The sequence below is a fragment of the Thermanaeromonas sp. DSM 22490 genome, from assembly GCF_056378755.1.
The window spans coordinates 266,052-281,153 of sequence record NZ_JBJHHE010000001.1; the positions used below are offsets into that span (position 1 = coordinate 266,052).

The 15,102-nt window shown below is 58.9% G+C and carries 15 protein-coding genes; all 15 read left to right on the plus strand.

The window, feature by feature from the left end:
- Positions 1 to 34 precede the first annotated feature (34 nt).
- The gene (locus AC1BI1_RS01360) at positions 35 to 1,036 is read left to right on the plus strand and encodes an ATP-NAD kinase family protein (RefSeq protein WP_476715457.1); all 1,002 of its coding nucleotides are present in this window, start codon (positions 35 to 37) and stop codon (positions 1,034 to 1,036) included.
- Entirely contained in the window at positions 1,029 to 2,294 is a 1,266-nt protein-coding gene (locus AC1BI1_RS01365; RefSeq protein WP_476715458.1) for a dihydrolipoamide acetyltransferase family protein, read from the plus strand. The genes AC1BI1_RS01360 and AC1BI1_RS01365 overlap by 8 nt, the downstream gene beginning before the upstream one ends.
- A gap of 111 nt (positions 2,295 to 2,405) precedes the next feature.
- Positions 2,406 to 2,756: a carboxymuconolactone decarboxylase family protein gene (locus AC1BI1_RS01370; RefSeq protein WP_476715459.1), complete on the plus strand. Its 351-nt coding sequence runs from the start codon at positions 2,406 to 2,408 to the stop codon at positions 2,754 to 2,756.
- Positions 2,757 to 2,771: 15 nt separating this feature from the next.
- Entirely contained in the window at positions 2,772 to 3,083 is a 312-nt protein-coding gene (locus AC1BI1_RS01375) for a DUF6506 family protein (RefSeq protein ID WP_476715460.1), read from the plus strand.
- Positions 3,084 to 3,104: 21 nt separating this feature from the next.
- Positions 3,105 to 3,521 (plus strand): glycine cleavage system protein GcvH, encoded by a 417-nt coding sequence (gcvH, locus tag AC1BI1_RS01380; RefSeq protein ID WP_476715461.1) that lies wholly within the window; start codon positions 3,105 to 3,107, stop codon positions 3,519 to 3,521.
- Between the two features lie 97 nt (positions 3,522 to 3,618).
- A complete protein-coding gene (locus tag AC1BI1_RS01385) occupies positions 3,619 to 4,032 on the plus strand; it encodes a 4Fe-4S dicluster domain-containing protein (RefSeq protein WP_476715462.1) in 414 nt (137 codons plus the stop codon).
- A gap of 2 nt (positions 4,033 to 4,034) precedes the next feature.
- Positions 4,035 to 4,895 carry a CoB--CoM heterodisulfide reductase iron-sulfur subunit B family protein gene (locus AC1BI1_RS01390; protein WP_476715463.1) on the plus strand — a complete coding sequence of 287 codons (861 nt, stop codon included), beginning with the start codon at positions 4,035 to 4,037 and terminating at the stop codon, positions 4,893 to 4,895.
- Positions 4,896 to 4,900: 5 nt separating this feature from the next.
- The gene (locus AC1BI1_RS01395) at positions 4,901 to 7,696 is read left to right on the plus strand and encodes a hydrogenase iron-sulfur subunit (protein WP_476715464.1); all 2,796 of its coding nucleotides are present in this window, start codon (positions 4,901 to 4,903) and stop codon (positions 7,694 to 7,696) included.
- A gap of 2 nt (positions 7,697 to 7,698) precedes the next feature.
- A complete protein-coding gene (locus tag AC1BI1_RS01400) occupies positions 7,699 to 9,285 on the plus strand; it encodes a lipoyl protein ligase domain-containing protein (RefSeq protein ID WP_476715465.1) in 1,587 nt (528 codons plus the stop codon).
- A 48-nt stretch (positions 9,286 to 9,333) separates the two neighbouring features.
- Positions 9,334 to 10,371 (plus strand): NAD(P)/FAD-dependent oxidoreductase, encoded by a 1,038-nt coding sequence (locus AC1BI1_RS01405; RefSeq protein WP_476715466.1) that lies wholly within the window; start codon positions 9,334 to 9,336, stop codon positions 10,369 to 10,371.
- A 176-nt stretch (positions 10,372 to 10,547) separates the two neighbouring features.
- Positions 10,548 to 11,576 carry a radical SAM protein gene (locus AC1BI1_RS01410; protein WP_476715467.1) on the plus strand — a complete coding sequence of 343 codons (1,029 nt, stop codon included), beginning with the start codon at positions 10,548 to 10,550 and terminating at the stop codon, positions 11,574 to 11,576.
- Between the two features lie 77 nt (positions 11,577 to 11,653).
- The gene (locus AC1BI1_RS01415; protein WP_476715468.1) at positions 11,654 to 12,625 is read left to right on the plus strand and encodes a radical SAM protein; all 972 of its coding nucleotides are present in this window, start codon (positions 11,654 to 11,656) and stop codon (positions 12,623 to 12,625) included.
- A 143-nt stretch (positions 12,626 to 12,768) separates the two neighbouring features.
- On the plus strand, positions 12,769 to 13,218 hold the full coding sequence (ytfJ, locus tag AC1BI1_RS01420) for a GerW family sporulation protein (protein ID WP_476715505.1): 450 nt from the start codon (positions 12,769 to 12,771) through the stop codon (positions 13,216 to 13,218).
- Positions 13,219 to 13,268: 50 nt separating this feature from the next.
- The gene (locus tag AC1BI1_RS01425; RefSeq protein ID WP_476715469.1) at positions 13,269 to 14,444 is read left to right on the plus strand and encodes a D-alanyl-D-alanine carboxypeptidase family protein; all 1,176 of its coding nucleotides are present in this window, start codon (positions 13,269 to 13,271) and stop codon (positions 14,442 to 14,444) included.
- A gap of 67 nt (positions 14,445 to 14,511) precedes the next feature.
- The gene (locus tag AC1BI1_RS01430; RefSeq protein ID WP_476715470.1) at positions 14,512 to 15,099 is read left to right on the plus strand and encodes a nucleoside recognition domain-containing protein; all 588 of its coding nucleotides are present in this window, start codon (positions 14,512 to 14,514) and stop codon (positions 15,097 to 15,099) included.
- The last annotated feature ends 3 nt before the right edge of the window (positions 15,100 to 15,102 follow it).

Here is a 15,102-nt window from a genome sequence, read left to right on the forward strand (position 1 = left end):
AGCTTACTTCCGACAGGAGGGGAGCGCGGACATTTTGGGCTCGGTAGGCATAATCGCCAACCCGGCGGCGGGTAAGGATATCCGCCGCCTGGTGGCCTACGGTACTGTTTTTGATAATATGGAAAAAGTTAACATCGTCAAGCGTATCCTCCTGGGCCTGGCGGCCGTTGGTGTCCAAGAAGTGTGGTATATGCCCGAATACTTCGGTATCGTACCGCGAGCCCAGGAGAGCGTCTATTCCCAGCACCGCCTGAACCTGAGGGTCGTCCCGCTGCCCCTTTCCTTAACCTGTACCCCGGAGGATTCGCGTCGGGCAGCCGAGGAGATGGCACGCCTGGGGGTAAGGTGCATTATCACCCTGGGGGGCGACGGCACCAATCGCGTGGTGGCCAAGGGATGCGAGGAGGTGCCGCTCATCCCTCTTTCTACTGGCACCAATAACGTGTTTCCCCAGATGCTGGAAGGTACCATCGCCGGTCTGGCGGCCGGCTTGATGGCCACGCGCAAAGCCTTCGGCAAGGGGCTGGTGAAAAGGTGCAAGCGCCTGGTCGTGCTCAAAAACGGGTTGGAGGTTGATATGGCCCTGGTGGACGTGGCTGTCATAACCGACAGCTTTATTGGCAGCCGCGCTGTCTGGGACCCGGGAAAGCTCCGCCAGCTCGTTCTCACCCGCTCGGAGGCCATGAATATTGGGCTTTCCTCTATAGGGGCACGGTTATTTCCCATAGACGCCTTTGAACCTATGGGAATGGAGGTAGAGGTGGGAGCGCCGGGGGAGGAAGTCCTGGCCCCTATAGCTCCCGGTCTAGTGGTGCCGGTGACGGTGCGGCGCTGGCGCCTCCTCCGGCCGGGGGAGGAGGTTGAGGTGAAGGCCGACCGCGGGGTGCTGGCTTTAGACGGCGAGCGGGAGATAGAACTACGCGGTCGGGAGTATGCGGTGAAGCTACGCGACGACGGCCCCTGGGTGGTGGATGTAGGGATGGTGCTGAGGACTGGAAGCGGTCGACAAACCAAGGAGGACGAAGCTAATGGCTGAAAAAGTGCTCATGCCTAAATTGGGTTTGACTATGAAGCAGGGTAAGGTGGGCAGGTGGTTTAAGAAGGAAGGCGAGGCGGTCAAGAAGGGCGAGGTTATTGTCGAGATCATCACCGACAAGATTATCGCTAAGGTGGAGGCGAAGGCCGACGGACTGCTGCGAAAAATCCTGGTAGGCGAGGGTTTCACCGTCCCGGTAGGGACGGTGCTGGGAATAATCGCGGGGGCGGAGGAAAACATTGAACCCTTGCTGGCCGAGGTAAGACCGCTTGCGCCCATGGCTGAAAAGGCAGGAGGTGCGGCGCCGGTGCCCGCTGGCCGCGCGGCGAGCGGAGAACGGCTTAAGGCCTCGCCCATTGCGCGGAAGCTTGCCGAAGAGCACGGTATCGACCTCGCCGAACTTACCGGCACCGGTCCTGAAGGCCGCATCACCAGGGAAGACGTGGAGCGGTATATTGAAGAGAAGAAACGGCAGGCGACTCAAGCACCCGCAGCGGAAGGGCCTCAGATTGCGACTGGCGGCGCTCTCTCTTCTTTTGCCCAGGCCTTCGAGGTACCGGTAGACGAACGGCCGGCTAGACTGGTTACACCCTTTGAAGGGGTGCGCCGCATAATCGCCGAAAACATGGTGAGGAGCCACCTCACCAATGCCCAGGTTACCATCACTACTGCCGTGGATATGGGAGAGCTTCAGGAGTATCGGGCCAAGGTCAACGAGGGGCTCTCGGAACGGGAGAGAGTTTCGGTGACTGATTTTATGGTCAAGGCAGTGGCCTTCGCCCTGGAGCGTTACCCTTATATGAATGCCGTGCTCTGTTCTCAGGGTGTGAAGGAGCTGGAGGAGATCAACATAGGCGTGGCCGTGGCTACTGAAGCAGGCCTGTTCGTGCCGGTGGTGAGGGAAGCCAATCGCAAGACCCTTATGCAGATAAGCGCTGAGGTGAAGCAGCTCGCCCGCAAGGCCCGGCGGGGGAAGCTCACCCCTGACGACATGGGCGGCGGTACGTTTACCCTATCTAACCTGGGGATGTACGAGGTGGACGCTTTTACCCCTATAATTAATCCGCCGGAGACGGCCATTCTGGGTGTAGGACGCACGGTGGACACGCCTGCTGTTTACCGGGGGCAGATCTGCATAAGGCCGCTCTGCACCTTGAGCCTTTCCTTCGACCATCGTCTGGTGGACGGCGCCCCTGCTGCAGCTTTCTTGACCTATCTCAAAGAAATCCTTGAAAAGCCCCATAAGATCTTCATCTGACCTTTGAATAATACCCTGGTCGGGTTATAGTGCGTCAAGCATTGGCGGCATATATAGTGCCGATATCAGGTAGTATTAAGACCAATAACGGCAGCTGGGAGGAAGTGGCAGATGAACGGTAAGGACCCCAATAAGCTCTTAGAAGATTTTACTTCTGGCCTCGGCCGTCTGGGTGACGACCTCCCCGAAGTGGCTGACGCCTTTGTGAGGCTCACTAATTGGTGTTTTGCTGAAGGGGCTATTCCGGCTAAGTACAAAGAGCTGATAGCTGTGGCCATAGGAGTTTATGCCCGCTGCGAGTACTGTATTGCCTATCACGCTAAAAAGGCTCTGGAGGCGGGTGCCACCAGGGAGGAGATCCTGGAGGCGGCCGCGGAGGCCATAGCCTTCGGAGGCTCCCCGGCCACGGCCTACTGCGCTACCCTTGTCCAGGACTGCCTGGATGCCTTTGAAGAAGAATAAAAGGAGGTTGGACGCATGGCCCTCAAAGCTGCTTTCGTGTTTGTGGCACCTGGCGCCGACCCGGCGGTTCACCGGGCTAGCGTGGACACCCCTGAAGTTGAGCTTGTGGTGATAGGTGTTGCGGATTACGCCGCGGCCGAGAAGGTGGCCAAGGACCTGGTAGCGGAAGGAGTGGCGGCCATCGAGCTCTGTGGCGGGTTCGGACACGAGGGAGTGGCCCGGGTGGTCCGGGCGGTAGGAGGGAAGGCCGTCGTGGGAGCAGTCCGGTTCGACGCCCATCCGGGACTGGGCGGTAAGAGCGGTGACGCCTTTTTCGGCAACTTGTAAATAGGTTGGAGGCATCAGGGAATGCAGATAGGCGAATTTTATTTCCCAGATGAACTGTACTACGACGAGAAGCACGGCTGGGCTAAGGTCGAGGGACAGGAGGTCGTAGTGGGGCTGACGGACTTCACCCAGAAGCTCGCCGGCAACTTCTTGCATGTGATGCTACCCAAGGTAGGCAAGAAGGTCAAAAAGGGGCAACCCCTGGCTTCGGTGGAGTCGGCCAAGTGGGTAGGCAGGGTTTACGCCCCGGTCGGCGGTGAGGTGGTGGCCGTGAACGAGGCCTTGAAGACCGCCCCTCGCCTGTTGAATGAGGACCCGTACGGGTCCGGCTGGATGGTGAGGCTCAAGATTGATGATCCCTCAGAGCTTACAACGCTCATGCAGGGGGAAACGCTTGTTCCCTTCATCGAGAAGGAGGCGGCCAAGCATAAGAAATAGGCTCCGGGGGTGCCGGTGCTAGTACCCCCTCTGTGGATAGACCATCAGGCCGCGATTTTCCGAATATATAAGCAGAGGGCATGGGGATGAAGGCAAGATGGTTTGCTATCAGTGTGCCAAGTGCACCTCCGGCTGTCCGGTAGCCGCCCTGGACGCCGGTTATAATCCGCGGCGGTACATCAGGCTGATACAGACGGGGCGGGAGGAGGAAGCCGCGCGGGAGCCGAAGCTCTGGTACTGCCTGGGGTGCTTGACCTGCCAGGAAAGGTGCCCGGAGGACGTCAAGACGGCCGAGGTTATCCTGGAGCTTAGAAACCTGGCCTTTAGAAGAGGATTCGCCCCGGAGGGTCTGGAACAGGTTATTCAGGTACTGGTTGATGAGGGGCGGATCTACCCGGTGGATGAGTTTCACAACGAGTACCGTCAGGAACTGGGACTGCCACCCCTGGATGAGGAAGTTGGGAGACTTGCCGACATCATAAGGGCCGCGGGCCTGGCGGGGAGTGAGTAGGGGTGAAGCGCTTCGCCTTTTTCCCCGGCTGCAGTGCCCCGGTCAGGGCCCTGGGGTATGAGCTGGCGGCCAGGAAGCTCATGGATTTCCTGGGGGTAGAACTCGTAGAAGTAGCCGGTTTTCGTTGTTGTGGTTATCCCATTAAGAGCCTGGACAGGAACGCGGCCCTCTTGATCGCGGCCTATAACCTCGCTCAGGTTGGAGACGAGGGCATCCCTATCATGACCCTGTGCAACGCTTGCGCTTCCAACCTTATGGAGGCGGACCTGTTACTGGCGGATGATGGGGGCCTCGGACGCGAGGTACGGCAGAAGTTAGAAATGGCAGGTTTTAGCTACCGAGGCGGGACCCGCGTGCTGCATTTGTTGCGGGTCCTGGCGGGATTTGATTTCGAGAAGCTGGTGCGGCGGCCCCTAGCAGGGCTTAAGGTGGCCGTACACGAGGGCTGCCACTTCGCCCGGCCTTCGGAAGCATACCGCGCCTACGGGCTGGAGGGCTACGGGTGGTCTGGTAACCAGGGGATCCTTGACCGGCTGGTGGTGGCCACCGGAGCGGAGAGCATTGATTATGAGGGAAAAGAGGACTGCTGCGGGGGAGGATTAATGGCTCTAAGGCCGGACCTTATGGCAAAGATGTCAGCGGCCAAGGTAGAACAGGCCTGGCGTGCAGGTGCGGACTGCATGGTGGTGGCCTGTCCGGCCTGCGGGATCGCGCTCTGCGCTGGGCAGGGCGAAGCTGAACTGCCCGTGCTCTATTTGCCCCAGCTCCTGGGCTTAAGTTTGGGACTTAACCCTGATGAGGAGCTGGGCCTGGAGCTAAACCAGGTTCCTGCGGACAGCGTGCTGGAAAAACTGGGGGTGTAAAGCCCTTGCGTTATACCTGCGATGTTCTGGTGCTCGGCGGCGGGCCGGCCGGTATGGCCGCGGCAGTAAGCGCCGCCTCTCGCGGTGTTAGAGTCCTTCTGGTGGAAAAAGAGGCTTTTATCGGCGGCCGTTGGGCTGAATACGCCTGCAAGGCAGGTCAAGAGTGCAGTTCCTGCAATATATGCCTGGGGTTCGAGCTTCTAGAGGAGCTTGAGTCCGAAAGCCGCGTCCAGGTGCTGACCGGTTCTTATGCCGGTGAGGCACTTGGTACGGCGGGCGACTTTAAGATTCGCCTAATACGAACCTCTCCTTCCATAGACCCCCGACTCTGTACCTTCTGCGGCAGGTGCATTGATGCCTGCCCGGAGAAGGCTATCAGTATGCTCCCGCGGCGTACCCGCCAGGGCCTCATCATCCGGCGACACAGGTGCAGGGCATACAATGGAGGCTGCCGGGCCTGTGCCGAAGTGTGCCCCCAGGGTGCCGTAAAGGTGGGGGCAGATGAAGTCGGAACCGTGGAAGCGAAAGCCATTGTGGTGGCGACCGGCGCTTCCTCACCCGAGCCTGACCTTCTTCCCGAGTACGGCTGGGGCCGTTATCCAGAGGTCCTGACCACCCTGGAGCTGGAGCGGTTTCTTGCCGCCGAGGATTGGCAAGCCCTTACAGGCAGGCGGTGGGCCTTTGTCCAGTGCGCCGGTTCGCGCTCTCGAAGGCTCGGACGGGACTACTGCTCGCGCTTCTGCTGCGGGGTAAGCCTTCGCCTGCTCTTGCGCCTGTATACCTTGGGGCTCGTGGATGAGGCCGCGATCTTTTATATGGACCTGCAGTTCAATAGCCAGCGGGACGAGGAGGTGTTCGAGGAGCTTAGAACTTATGGCCTCCGCTTCGTGCGCGGCCTTCCTGCAGAAGTGAGAAAAGGGGAGGCCGGCCTTCTTCTCCGCTTTGAAGACCTCGAGGTCGGCAGGATCGAGGCTGCCGAGTTCGATCACATAGTGCTTAGTGTGGGCCTGGCTCCGTCCCTTGACAATCCCCTTCCCGGCATGCTTGGGGCGCACTATATTAGCGGTTTCTGGCAGCAAGCTCGCGAAGGGGTTTTCCTGGCCGGCTCTTGCCGCGGTCCCATGGACATCAAGACAGCGGTGCTGGACGGGCGCGCGGCTGGTGAGCAGGCGGCCGAAAGCGTTCTCCGGTCCGGCGCAAGTGGCGGAATCGCCCAGTCCCGGGAGCATGCCGCTGACGTGCTGGTCTGGGGAAGCGGATCCTCAGGGTTGCTCGTTGCCCGTGAGGTGCTCGCCGCGGGGTGTTCCGTCCTCATGCTTGCCGACAGCGGCAATTGGGACCCGGCCGACCCTACAGGCCTCATGGCCAAGGAGCTTTGGCGGGAAGCAGGGGGACGAGAGGGCTTTCTCCTGTTGTGGGAGGGTGCGGAGTTAATTAAGCTTAACGGAGAGCCGGAGAACTTTGAGGCCTGGGTTAAGGTACCGGGTCAGGGAGTTAGGGTGGTTAAACTTAAGGCCGTTATCCTAGCCCCGCGCTTTGTAAGCCGCGCGCCGGTACCGGCAACGACCCAGGCGGAGCTCGCCAAGGACCTTGTCACCGGGTCGTTTTCCGTTCCGGAGACGGGCGGGCCGGTGGTGTTCTGGTTGGATGTAAATAGCGGTTCCCCTCCGGCCGTACACGCCCTGGCCCTGGAAAACGCCCGGGCTGTACGGGAGAACCTGGGATCAAAGGTGAAAATCTACTACCTGGCCCGGCAGGTGAAAGTAGGGGCGGCTCCTCACCTGGAAGCCCTGTACGGGAGGCTGCGGGAGGCAGGAGTGGTTTTCGTTAAGCCCGCAGGTCGTCCCGCCTGGGATGGGAAAAACCTCCTTTTCGCCGACCCCACCACCTCCGTGGAAGGCCGGCCAGAGGAGGTTAAGCTTTTCCCTTCAGCGCTTATTGTGGGGGAAGAGCTGTCCCTGCCTCCGGAAGCCCAGCAGATCTGGCGGGCGGTGTTCTCACGTGTTTCGGCGGACGTGGACGAAGCAGTCTCGGGAGGAGGCGTCGTTACTTCCCGGCGTGGGGTCTTCCTGGCGGGAGCTGGCCTTGCTCCCGAGAACCAGGAGGTCGCCCGGGAGCAGGCTCTGCTGGCTGCACGGGCCGCGCTGGCGGTTGCCTCTGGCACGGCGTATGGAGCCCAGAGTGACCTTAAGTGTGCCGCAAGCCGACGTGAGGCCGGTTACTGCGCCGCCTGCCTTACCTGCGCGCGTACCTGCCCTCACGGAGCTGTGACGGTGGAGGGCAAGGCTCTGGTCTACCAGAAGTCCTGCTGGGGCTGCGGCCTTTGCGCAGCCGAATGCCCCGCCAGGGGTCTGGAGGCCTCCGGCGATATGACACCCGCAGGCCTTATGGAAGCCATCGGGAGCAACGGGAAAGGCGCGATAGCCTTTCTGTGCCAGCACTCAGCCTGGCGTTCGCTCAAAGAAGCGAAAGAAAGGGCCCTGGCTTTACCCCAAAATATCGCGTGGGTGCCGGTTCCTTGCGCTGGCTCTGTGGATATGGAGACGGTGCTGGCTATGCTAGAGCGGGGAGCTTCCGGGGTTATGGTGCTGGGCTGCCGCCGCCGCGCCTGCCAGCATGTGTACGGAACTGTTCGGGCCGCCAAACGGGTGGAAGGGTTACGTCAGAGACTTGCCGAAGCCGGACTTGATTCGCGCAAGATAAAGTTTGCCGCCGCCGGTCCCTGCAATCCAGGAGAGCTTATCCGGGAGGTGCAGGGTTTTCTGGCGCAGCTCGAGACGGCGGATAAGGCAGGTTGGTGACCATGCATTCGGAATGGCGGCTTCTGGACACGGGTGTGAGGACGGCGGCCGAGAACATGGCCTTGGACGAGGTGCTGCTCATCGCCAGGTCCGAGGGGGCCATCCCGGACACCCTCCGCTTTCTGCAGTTCGACCCGCCCTGTGTCCTGGTCGGTTATCACCAGGTAGTGGAGCAGGAAGTAAGGCTGGAGTTCTGCGACCGCCACGGCATAGAGATAAACCGGCGCCTGACGGGAGGTGGCGCCCTTTACTGGGACTCGCTGCAGCTCGGCTGGGAGATAGTTACCACCTGGGATAACCCCCGCCTTGAGCGTAAGATAGAGCGCCTGTACGCACAAGTTTGCGGCGCGGTGGCCAGGGCCTTGATGAAACTGGGGGCACCGGCCGCCTATCGCCCACGAAACGACATTGAGGTCAGGGGACGGAAGATCTCGGGGACCGGTGGTACCGAACTGCACGGCGCTCTTCTTTACCAGGGAACGCTCCTGGTGGACTTCGACGTAGAGACCATGCTTAAGGTCCTCAAGATCCCTACCGAGAAGCTCAAGGCCAAGGAGATAAATTCTCTTAAAGAGCGGGTTACCTGCCTCAAATGGGAGCTGGGCCGGGTACCACCCTTGAACACCATAAAGGAGGCCATCGCGGAGGAACTGGCCAGGGAGCTCAAGATGAACCTGGTCCCCGCGGGGCTCACTGAGTACGAGGAAGCGCTGCTAGCCCGTCGCCTGCCCTATTTTAAATCCGACGAGTGGATCAACGCGGTGAGGACGCCGGGGGACAAGCTGGTACTTAAAGCAGGACGTAAGACCCGTGGCGGCTTCCTACGTTGCTCCCTGGTATTGACTGCCGATAAGGAACGAGTCGAGGCTGTCTATTTCACCGGCGATTTCTTCGCCCACCCCCGCCGAGCGATCTACGATCTGGAAGCGAGCCTCAGAGGGATAGAGGCCTCCGCGGACGCGGCGGCCGACGCAGTGCGGGAGTTTTTTCACAGGAGCCGGGCACGCCTCCCGGGCATAACCGTTGCCGACTTTACCTCCGTGCTCCGCGACGCATTAAGCAAGAAGGATTACCCTGCCTGGGGGATCCCGGCCGACCGGGTAAATGACGTGAGCACCGTGGTAGGGACCCTTGCGGGCATCACCGCCGCGCCGGTAGTGCTCCTTCCGTACTGCGCCAAGCTGGTCACCTGCCGTTACCGCTTTCGCCAGGGGTGTAGCCTCTGCGGCCGCTGCGACGTGGGGGAGGCCTACCGCCTGGCCCTTGAATACGGCCTAAAGCCGGTGACTATCCAGAACTACGAGATGCTTTCCCGGGTCCTGCGGCGCCTAAAAAGCGAAGGCATTCCCGCCTTTCTCGGGAGCTGCTGCGAGGCCTTCCTCACTAAGCACCGCCGTGACTTCGAGCGCATAGGGCTCCCCGGCGTCCTGGTAGACCTGGACAGTTCTACTTGCTACGAATTGAAACAGGAAGGCGCTGCCCATGCCGGGCGCTTTGAGAACCAGACGGGACTTAAGCTGGACCTCCTTGAGCTTCTTATGGCGAGGCTTGCGCCGTATCCGAGCGGGGTGACCACTCCCAATATATAAGCGCGACCCTTCACGTAGCGCAGCGAGAATATAAGGGCGAGAGGTTAGATGCGGGAGTACGATGTTATAGTAGTGGGAGCGGGACCGGCTGGCAGTACTGCTGCGCGGACAGCAGCCAATGCAGGTCTTAAGGTCCTCATCGTCGAGCGAAAGACGCGGCCGGGTTTCCCGGTCCAATGTGCCGAATACGTGCCGGCCCTTATGAACCTAGAGGTCGAAATCCCGGGGGAAGCGGTGGCCCTGAGGGTAGAAGGAATGGAAGCCCGTTTTCCCGATGGCACGACTTTTACTGTGCGCGCCCCGGGATATCTTCTCCATCGCGAAGTGTTTGATGCTACCCTGGCCCAGCAGGCGGTAGAGGCTGGGGCGGAGGTGTGGACGGGCACCTGCGTCCTGGCTTTAGCCGAAGACGAGGTTATAGTAAGAAAAAAAGGCAGGATTCTGACTGTAAAGGGGCGGGTAGTCGTGGGGGCCGATGGCCCGCGATCGATCGTGGCCAGGGCCGTGGGTTACCGGCCCCACAGGCTGGCGGTGGCCTACCAGGTTGAGGTAGAGCTGCCGGAACCGCTGAGAGTAACCCGGGTATATTTTGACCCCGCCTTTTGCGGCGGCTACGCCTGGGTGTTCCCCAAAGGACCTACGGCTAATGTTGGGGTGGGGGTGACCGGGGGCGGGGCGGACGGGCGTTGGCCGGACCTTGGCGGTCTTCTGGGTCGGTTTCTTGTCTTTCTGGGGTGGGAGAAGAGAAGGATCGCCAGGCGCACGGGAGGTTTCATACCCGTAAGCGGGCCGTACCGGAGCTGCTGTTCAGGCGGGATTATCCTGTGCGGCGATGCCGGCGGGTTTACGCACCCGGTGACCGGGGCGGGTATCCTGTCCGCCGTGCAGAGCGGAGAACTCGCGGGCCGGGCAGCGGTGCGGTATTTCCGCGATGCAACCCCGCTGTCCAGCTACGATGAGGAGTGGCGAGAATTCTTTAGGCCCCCGTTGATCCGGGCTGTAAGCCACCGCAGGCGCATGGAGGCCGGATGGAGTGAGGATGCGCAGGCGCTTACTTCACTCTTGAGGGAGGCGTGGCAGTTGTGAGGGAAGCAAGCTTGATGGGCTATTTTACGGTTGAGGAAGTAAACCGCACCGATTTCTTATACTTTCACGTTTGTTAGCGAACTGGGGACACTTCACTCCAAGGTCGTTTCGCACACGGATTGCCAACCGGCTTAAGAAATTCTACAGGTTCGTGGGAGGGAAGGGGGAAGTTACGCGTGAGCCGCACGAGTCCCTGCTGGGTCAGGATCAGTACCGCTGCTGCCATCACCTTGGGATTTGCTAAAGGGTCTTTTCACCGTGAGGCGAGGCTTCGGGGCCTAAACCTTCTTTTGACCTACGATGAGCGTTGCGCCGGTCGCTGCGCCTACTGCGGCCTGGCCGGCAATAGGCAGTCGGCTGGGGACCCATCATTCATCCGGGTCGATTGGCCTGTTGTTCCCCTGGACCAGGTAATTGCCCGGGTGAAAGCGGATGGTCGGGGTTTAGAAAGGGTGTGCGTGGCCATGCAGACGCACCGGCGCGCTATAGGGGACCTACTGTATATTGCCGGCCGTATGAGAGGAGAGACTGACCTGCCGGTCAGCGCCCTCATAACTCCTACTTGTGTGGGCAGAAAAGAGCTTGAAGAGCTCAAGGCAGCCGGTGTAGATATGGCGGGCATCGCCGTGGACTGTGCTACAAAGGAACTTTTTGAGGCCTTGCGGGGCAGAAAAGCAGGAGGTCCGCACCGCTGGGAGCGGTACTGGGCGGGTGTGGAAGAGGCAGTTAGTGTTTTTGGCGCAGGGCGCGTAGGGGTTCACCTGATCGTAGGGCTGGGGGAAACAGAATATGAGCTGGTAGCCGCCATCCAGCGGGCCCAGGACCTGGGTGCCCGTACGCATCTTTTCAGCTTTTTCCCCGAACCGGGGAGCCTCATGCAAGGGCACAGGCCGCCTTCCTTGGGGCGGTATCGCCGAATTCAGCTCGCCCGTTACCTCATCAACGAGGGCCTAGCGAAGCTCGAGGGTATGCGCTTTAGTTCCACGGGGCGCCTGGTGGACTTCGGGATAGGGGAAGGACTGCTGGAAGAGGTTATAAATACAGGCGTGCCGTTCATGACCTCAGGTTGCCCCGGCAGGGATGGCCGTACCGTCGCCTGTAACCGTCCTTACGGTAACGAGCGGCCGTCCAGACTGATACGCAATTTTCCCTTCCCGCCCGAGGAACGGGACCTGTTCCTCATCCGTAGACAATTGTGGTCGTAGAGGTCATGGCGCTAAGGCTACGGCTTATGCGTCAGCAAAAGGAACCAGGAAAGGGGAAAGGAGAGCTGACAGTCGGATTGGAACTACGCCAACTTTTTACCGAGCTTATCCGCCTGCCCCTTAAAGAACTTCTTGCCGCGGCCTGGCGAGTTCGCGAGACCAATTTCCCCCCAGAGCTCGTGGTAGCCGCTCCCGGGGCCAAACACTTCGATAACGGCTTGCACCGGAATAACAGATATATTTTTCCAGCGGTCAGTCTCACCGGTACTAAGTGTGAACTCCAGTGCCTCCACTGCCGGGCAAAGATCCTGGAGGATATGTATCATGTATCCTCTCCCGGAGAGCTTGTAGAACTGGGGGAGCGGTTAACCGAACGGGGATGCATGGGTTTACTGGTGAGCGGCGGGTCCGACCATGGAGGAAGGGTTCCCCTTACAGCGTTTTTTGAGGCCTTCTCTAGATTAAAAGATCTGGGGTTAGCGGTTGTAGTTCATACTGGGATTGTCGACTCAGAGACTGCAGCGGCCCTGAGGTCTTGCGGCATTGACCGGGTTTTGGTGGACGTCATCGGCGATGACGAGACTGCCCGCAGTGTCTGCGGGGTCGCCCGGGGAGCAGTACCCTACTGGAACACTCTGGATGTCCTTCTTGAGCAGGGGCTCAAGGTTGTTCCCCACGTGATCCTGGGCCTGCACTTTGGAGGGCTAAAGGGAGAGTTAGAGGCGGTATGCGGGGTTTTGAACCGAGGCCTCAAGGATGTGGTGTTCGTGGTGCTCAAACCCCTTCCGGGCACTCCCATGGAGGGGGTTACTCCGCCAGAACCGGCTTCCGCCATAAAGGTAGTGGCTGCTGCCAGGATTATCGCACCAGAAGCCAATTTGCGTCTGGGTTGCGCCAGGCCCGGGGGATCGTATGCGCAGCGCATGGAGATCTACGCACTTTTGGCCGGAGTTAACGCCGTGGCCTACCCTTCAGCGCTGCTTATGCGGTTGGCCGAAAAAAGGGGGCTTAAAATTGCCTGTCGCGATATCTGCTGCTGTCTGGCCTGAGATCTTAACCGGGGAATTACAGGAAATGCATATTTGCCTTTTTCTTGAGCCATATTATTAGCACCGAACTTGAACTAGGCAATTATTGGCTTATAAGGCATACACGAGGTTATGCCGCAAACAAAAGGGGGCGCAAGATGAAATTGAGCGACCATCCCATCGAAGCACTGATGAAGACAGCCATGGAAAGCATTAAACAAATGGTGGACGTAAATACAGTAGTAGGCGATCCCATTGAGACGGCTGATGGTATGGTAATCGTTCCCGTCTCCCGTGTAACCGCTGGTTTTGCTGCCGGCGGTTCAGAATATGAATTAGGTCAGGAGGAAAAGGGGGGCGAAGGCGGTAAGGGTTTACCCTTTGGCGGTGGCAGCGGTGCCGGTGTTTCCGTACAACCGGTGGGCTTTCTGGTAGTAGGAAAAAACCAGATACGCCTGCTGCCGGTAGATGGTAATGCTGTAGTGGACCGCTTGATCGACTTGACGCCTCAGGTTTTGGAGCGTATACAAGAATTGCTGGGCCGGGGCAAAAAAGAAACCAAGAGGGAAGAGCAACCGGTAATGCGTTCGGAAACCATATTGCGACCCCAGTAGAAGGAAATTAGCCCTCTCCGGCGAATAAAAAAGCCGGGGGGTTTACAGAAATGGTGTTTAGCAAGGTATTCGGTAAATTGAACCCCTGGGTGTTGACTGCCGGGGTCTTTTTATTGTTTTCTTTACTTTTTCCCGGGAACGTCTGGGCCATGGAGCCCGAGATCCAGGGCAGGAGCGCTGTCCTGATGGATGCCTTGACGGGACAAGTCCTCTGGAGCAAGAATCCGCACCAGCGACTGCCCCAGGCCAGTACCACCAAGATTACCACAGCCATCCTGGCCTTAGAACGGGGCAACCTGAAGGATATGGTGAGGGCCAGCAAGAAAGCAGCGGAAGTAGGGGAGGCGGCCATTTACCTGGAGGAAGGCGAAACCCTCACTTTAGAAGAAATGCTGTATGCTCTGATGCTCCGTTCCGCCAACGACGCGGCGGTAGCCATTGCCGAACATATAGCCGGCACGGAAGAAAATTTTGTGGCCCTCATGAATGAAAAGGCGCAAGAACTAGGAGCTCGGGATACCCATTATGCCAATCCCCACGGTTTGTCTGCACCTAATCACTATTCTTCCGCCTATGACCTGGCCCTTATAGCCCGCTATGCCTTGCAAATTCCTAAATTTCGCGAGATAGTAGCTACTAAAGAGCGGATAATTCCCTGGCCGGGAAAGCCGTGGGACCGCTTTTTGGTCAATAATAATCGGCTTCTCTGGGGCTATTACGCTTATCCAGGAGCTGATGGGGTTAAAAACGGTTATACTAGAGAGGCGGGGCAGGTCCTGGTGGCTTCCGCTACCCGAGAAGGCCGGCAGCTGATTGCTGTAGTCATGGACTCGCCCAATATGTACCGGGAAGCCAGTCTGCTCCTGGACTACGGCTTTGATCATTTTACCCGCCAGGTTTTAATGCCGGAGGGAGAACTCGTCACCCTGGTTCCCCTTAAAAAGGGACTTAAGGCTACGGTACCTGCTGTCACGGCCAGCGAGGCAGTAGCAGCCATCCCTAAGGAAGCCAGAGTCGAGTGGCAGAGGAGGATAGAACTATTTCCTGAACTTAAGGCCCCTATAAAGCGGGGTGACAAAGTAGGCAGGCTCATTTTTACCTGGCGGGACCAAAAGATAACGGTGGACCTGGTTGCGGGCCAGGATGTAGCCCGGAGACCCTGGTGGGTTACTTTTCTTCAGGCTTTTGTGGGTATTTTCAATTTCCCTTGGCTCCGCTTAAATTAAAGCTAGTTCTATCTTTTGCCAGCCCTTCATAAGTTTACTAGCAAGGTGGCTTATGGAGGGATTTTTCATGGTTAATTTTATCTGGATCTTGATGCTCTTAAGCGGCATAGCTGTGGCGGCTAGCCAGGGCAAAATTGAAGTAGTAACTGAGGCAGCGCTGGAGGCGGCCCAGATGGCCGTAAACCTCGCCTTGGAGCTTATAGGCCTTATGGCCCTCTGGTTGGGTCTGTTAAAAATTGCCGAGGAAGCCGGGTTGGTGACACTTTTGGCCCGCGCGCTCCGACCTTTAACCCGCTATCTTTTCCCTGAAATACCCGAGGATCATCCGGCCATCGGAGCTATCTTAATGAATTTAAGCGCTAATATATTGGGACTGGGCAATGCCGCCACACCCTTTGGCCTCAAAGCCATGGAAGAGCTCCAGCAGCTGAACCAGTCCCGCGAGGAAGCAACTCCTGCCATGTGTACTTTTTTGGGGTTAAATACCGGCTGCCTTACCCTCATACCGGCCACTATTATAGGCATCCGCGCAGCCGCTAATTCTTCTGACCCCACCATTGTTGTGGGGCCCACCATTTTGGCCACCGGAACCAGTATGATAGCGGCCATAATTGCCGACCGACTTTTCCGCCACCTTTATGGTCCACGGGGGTGAAAA

Excerpts from the sequence above, each read along its gene's own strand:
- gcvH (WP_476715461.1), top strand. The coding sequence starts at position 3,105 with ATGCAGATAGGCGAATTTTATTTCCCAGATGAACTGTACTACGACGAG.
- AC1BI1_RS01385 (WP_476715462.1), top strand. The coding sequence starts at position 3,619 with ATGGTTTGCTATCAGTGTGCCAAGTGCACCTCCGGCTGTCCGGTAGCC.
- AC1BI1_RS01430 (WP_476715470.1), top strand. The coding sequence starts at position 14,512 with ATGGTTAATTTTATCTGGATCTTGATGCTCTTAAGCGGCATAGCTGTG.
- AC1BI1_RS01425 (WP_476715469.1), top strand. The coding sequence starts at position 13,269 with ATGGTGTTTAGCAAGGTATTCGGTAAATTGAACCCCTGGGTGTTGACT.
- AC1BI1_RS01365 (WP_476715458.1), top strand. The coding sequence starts at position 1,029 with ATGGCTGAAAAAGTGCTCATGCCTAAATTGGGTTTGACTATGAAGCAG.
- AC1BI1_RS01405 (WP_476715466.1), top strand. The coding sequence starts at position 9,334 with ATGCGGGAGTACGATGTTATAGTAGTGGGAGCGGGACCGGCTGGCAGT.
- AC1BI1_RS01400 (WP_476715465.1), top strand. The coding sequence starts at position 7,699 with ATGCATTCGGAATGGCGGCTTCTGGACACGGGTGTGAGGACGGCGGCC.
- AC1BI1_RS01370 (WP_476715459.1), top strand. The coding sequence starts at position 2,406 with ATGAACGGTAAGGACCCCAATAAGCTCTTAGAAGATTTTACTTCTGGC.
- AC1BI1_RS01375 (WP_476715460.1), top strand. The coding sequence starts at position 2,772 with ATGGCCCTCAAAGCTGCTTTCGTGTTTGTGGCACCTGGCGCCGACCCG.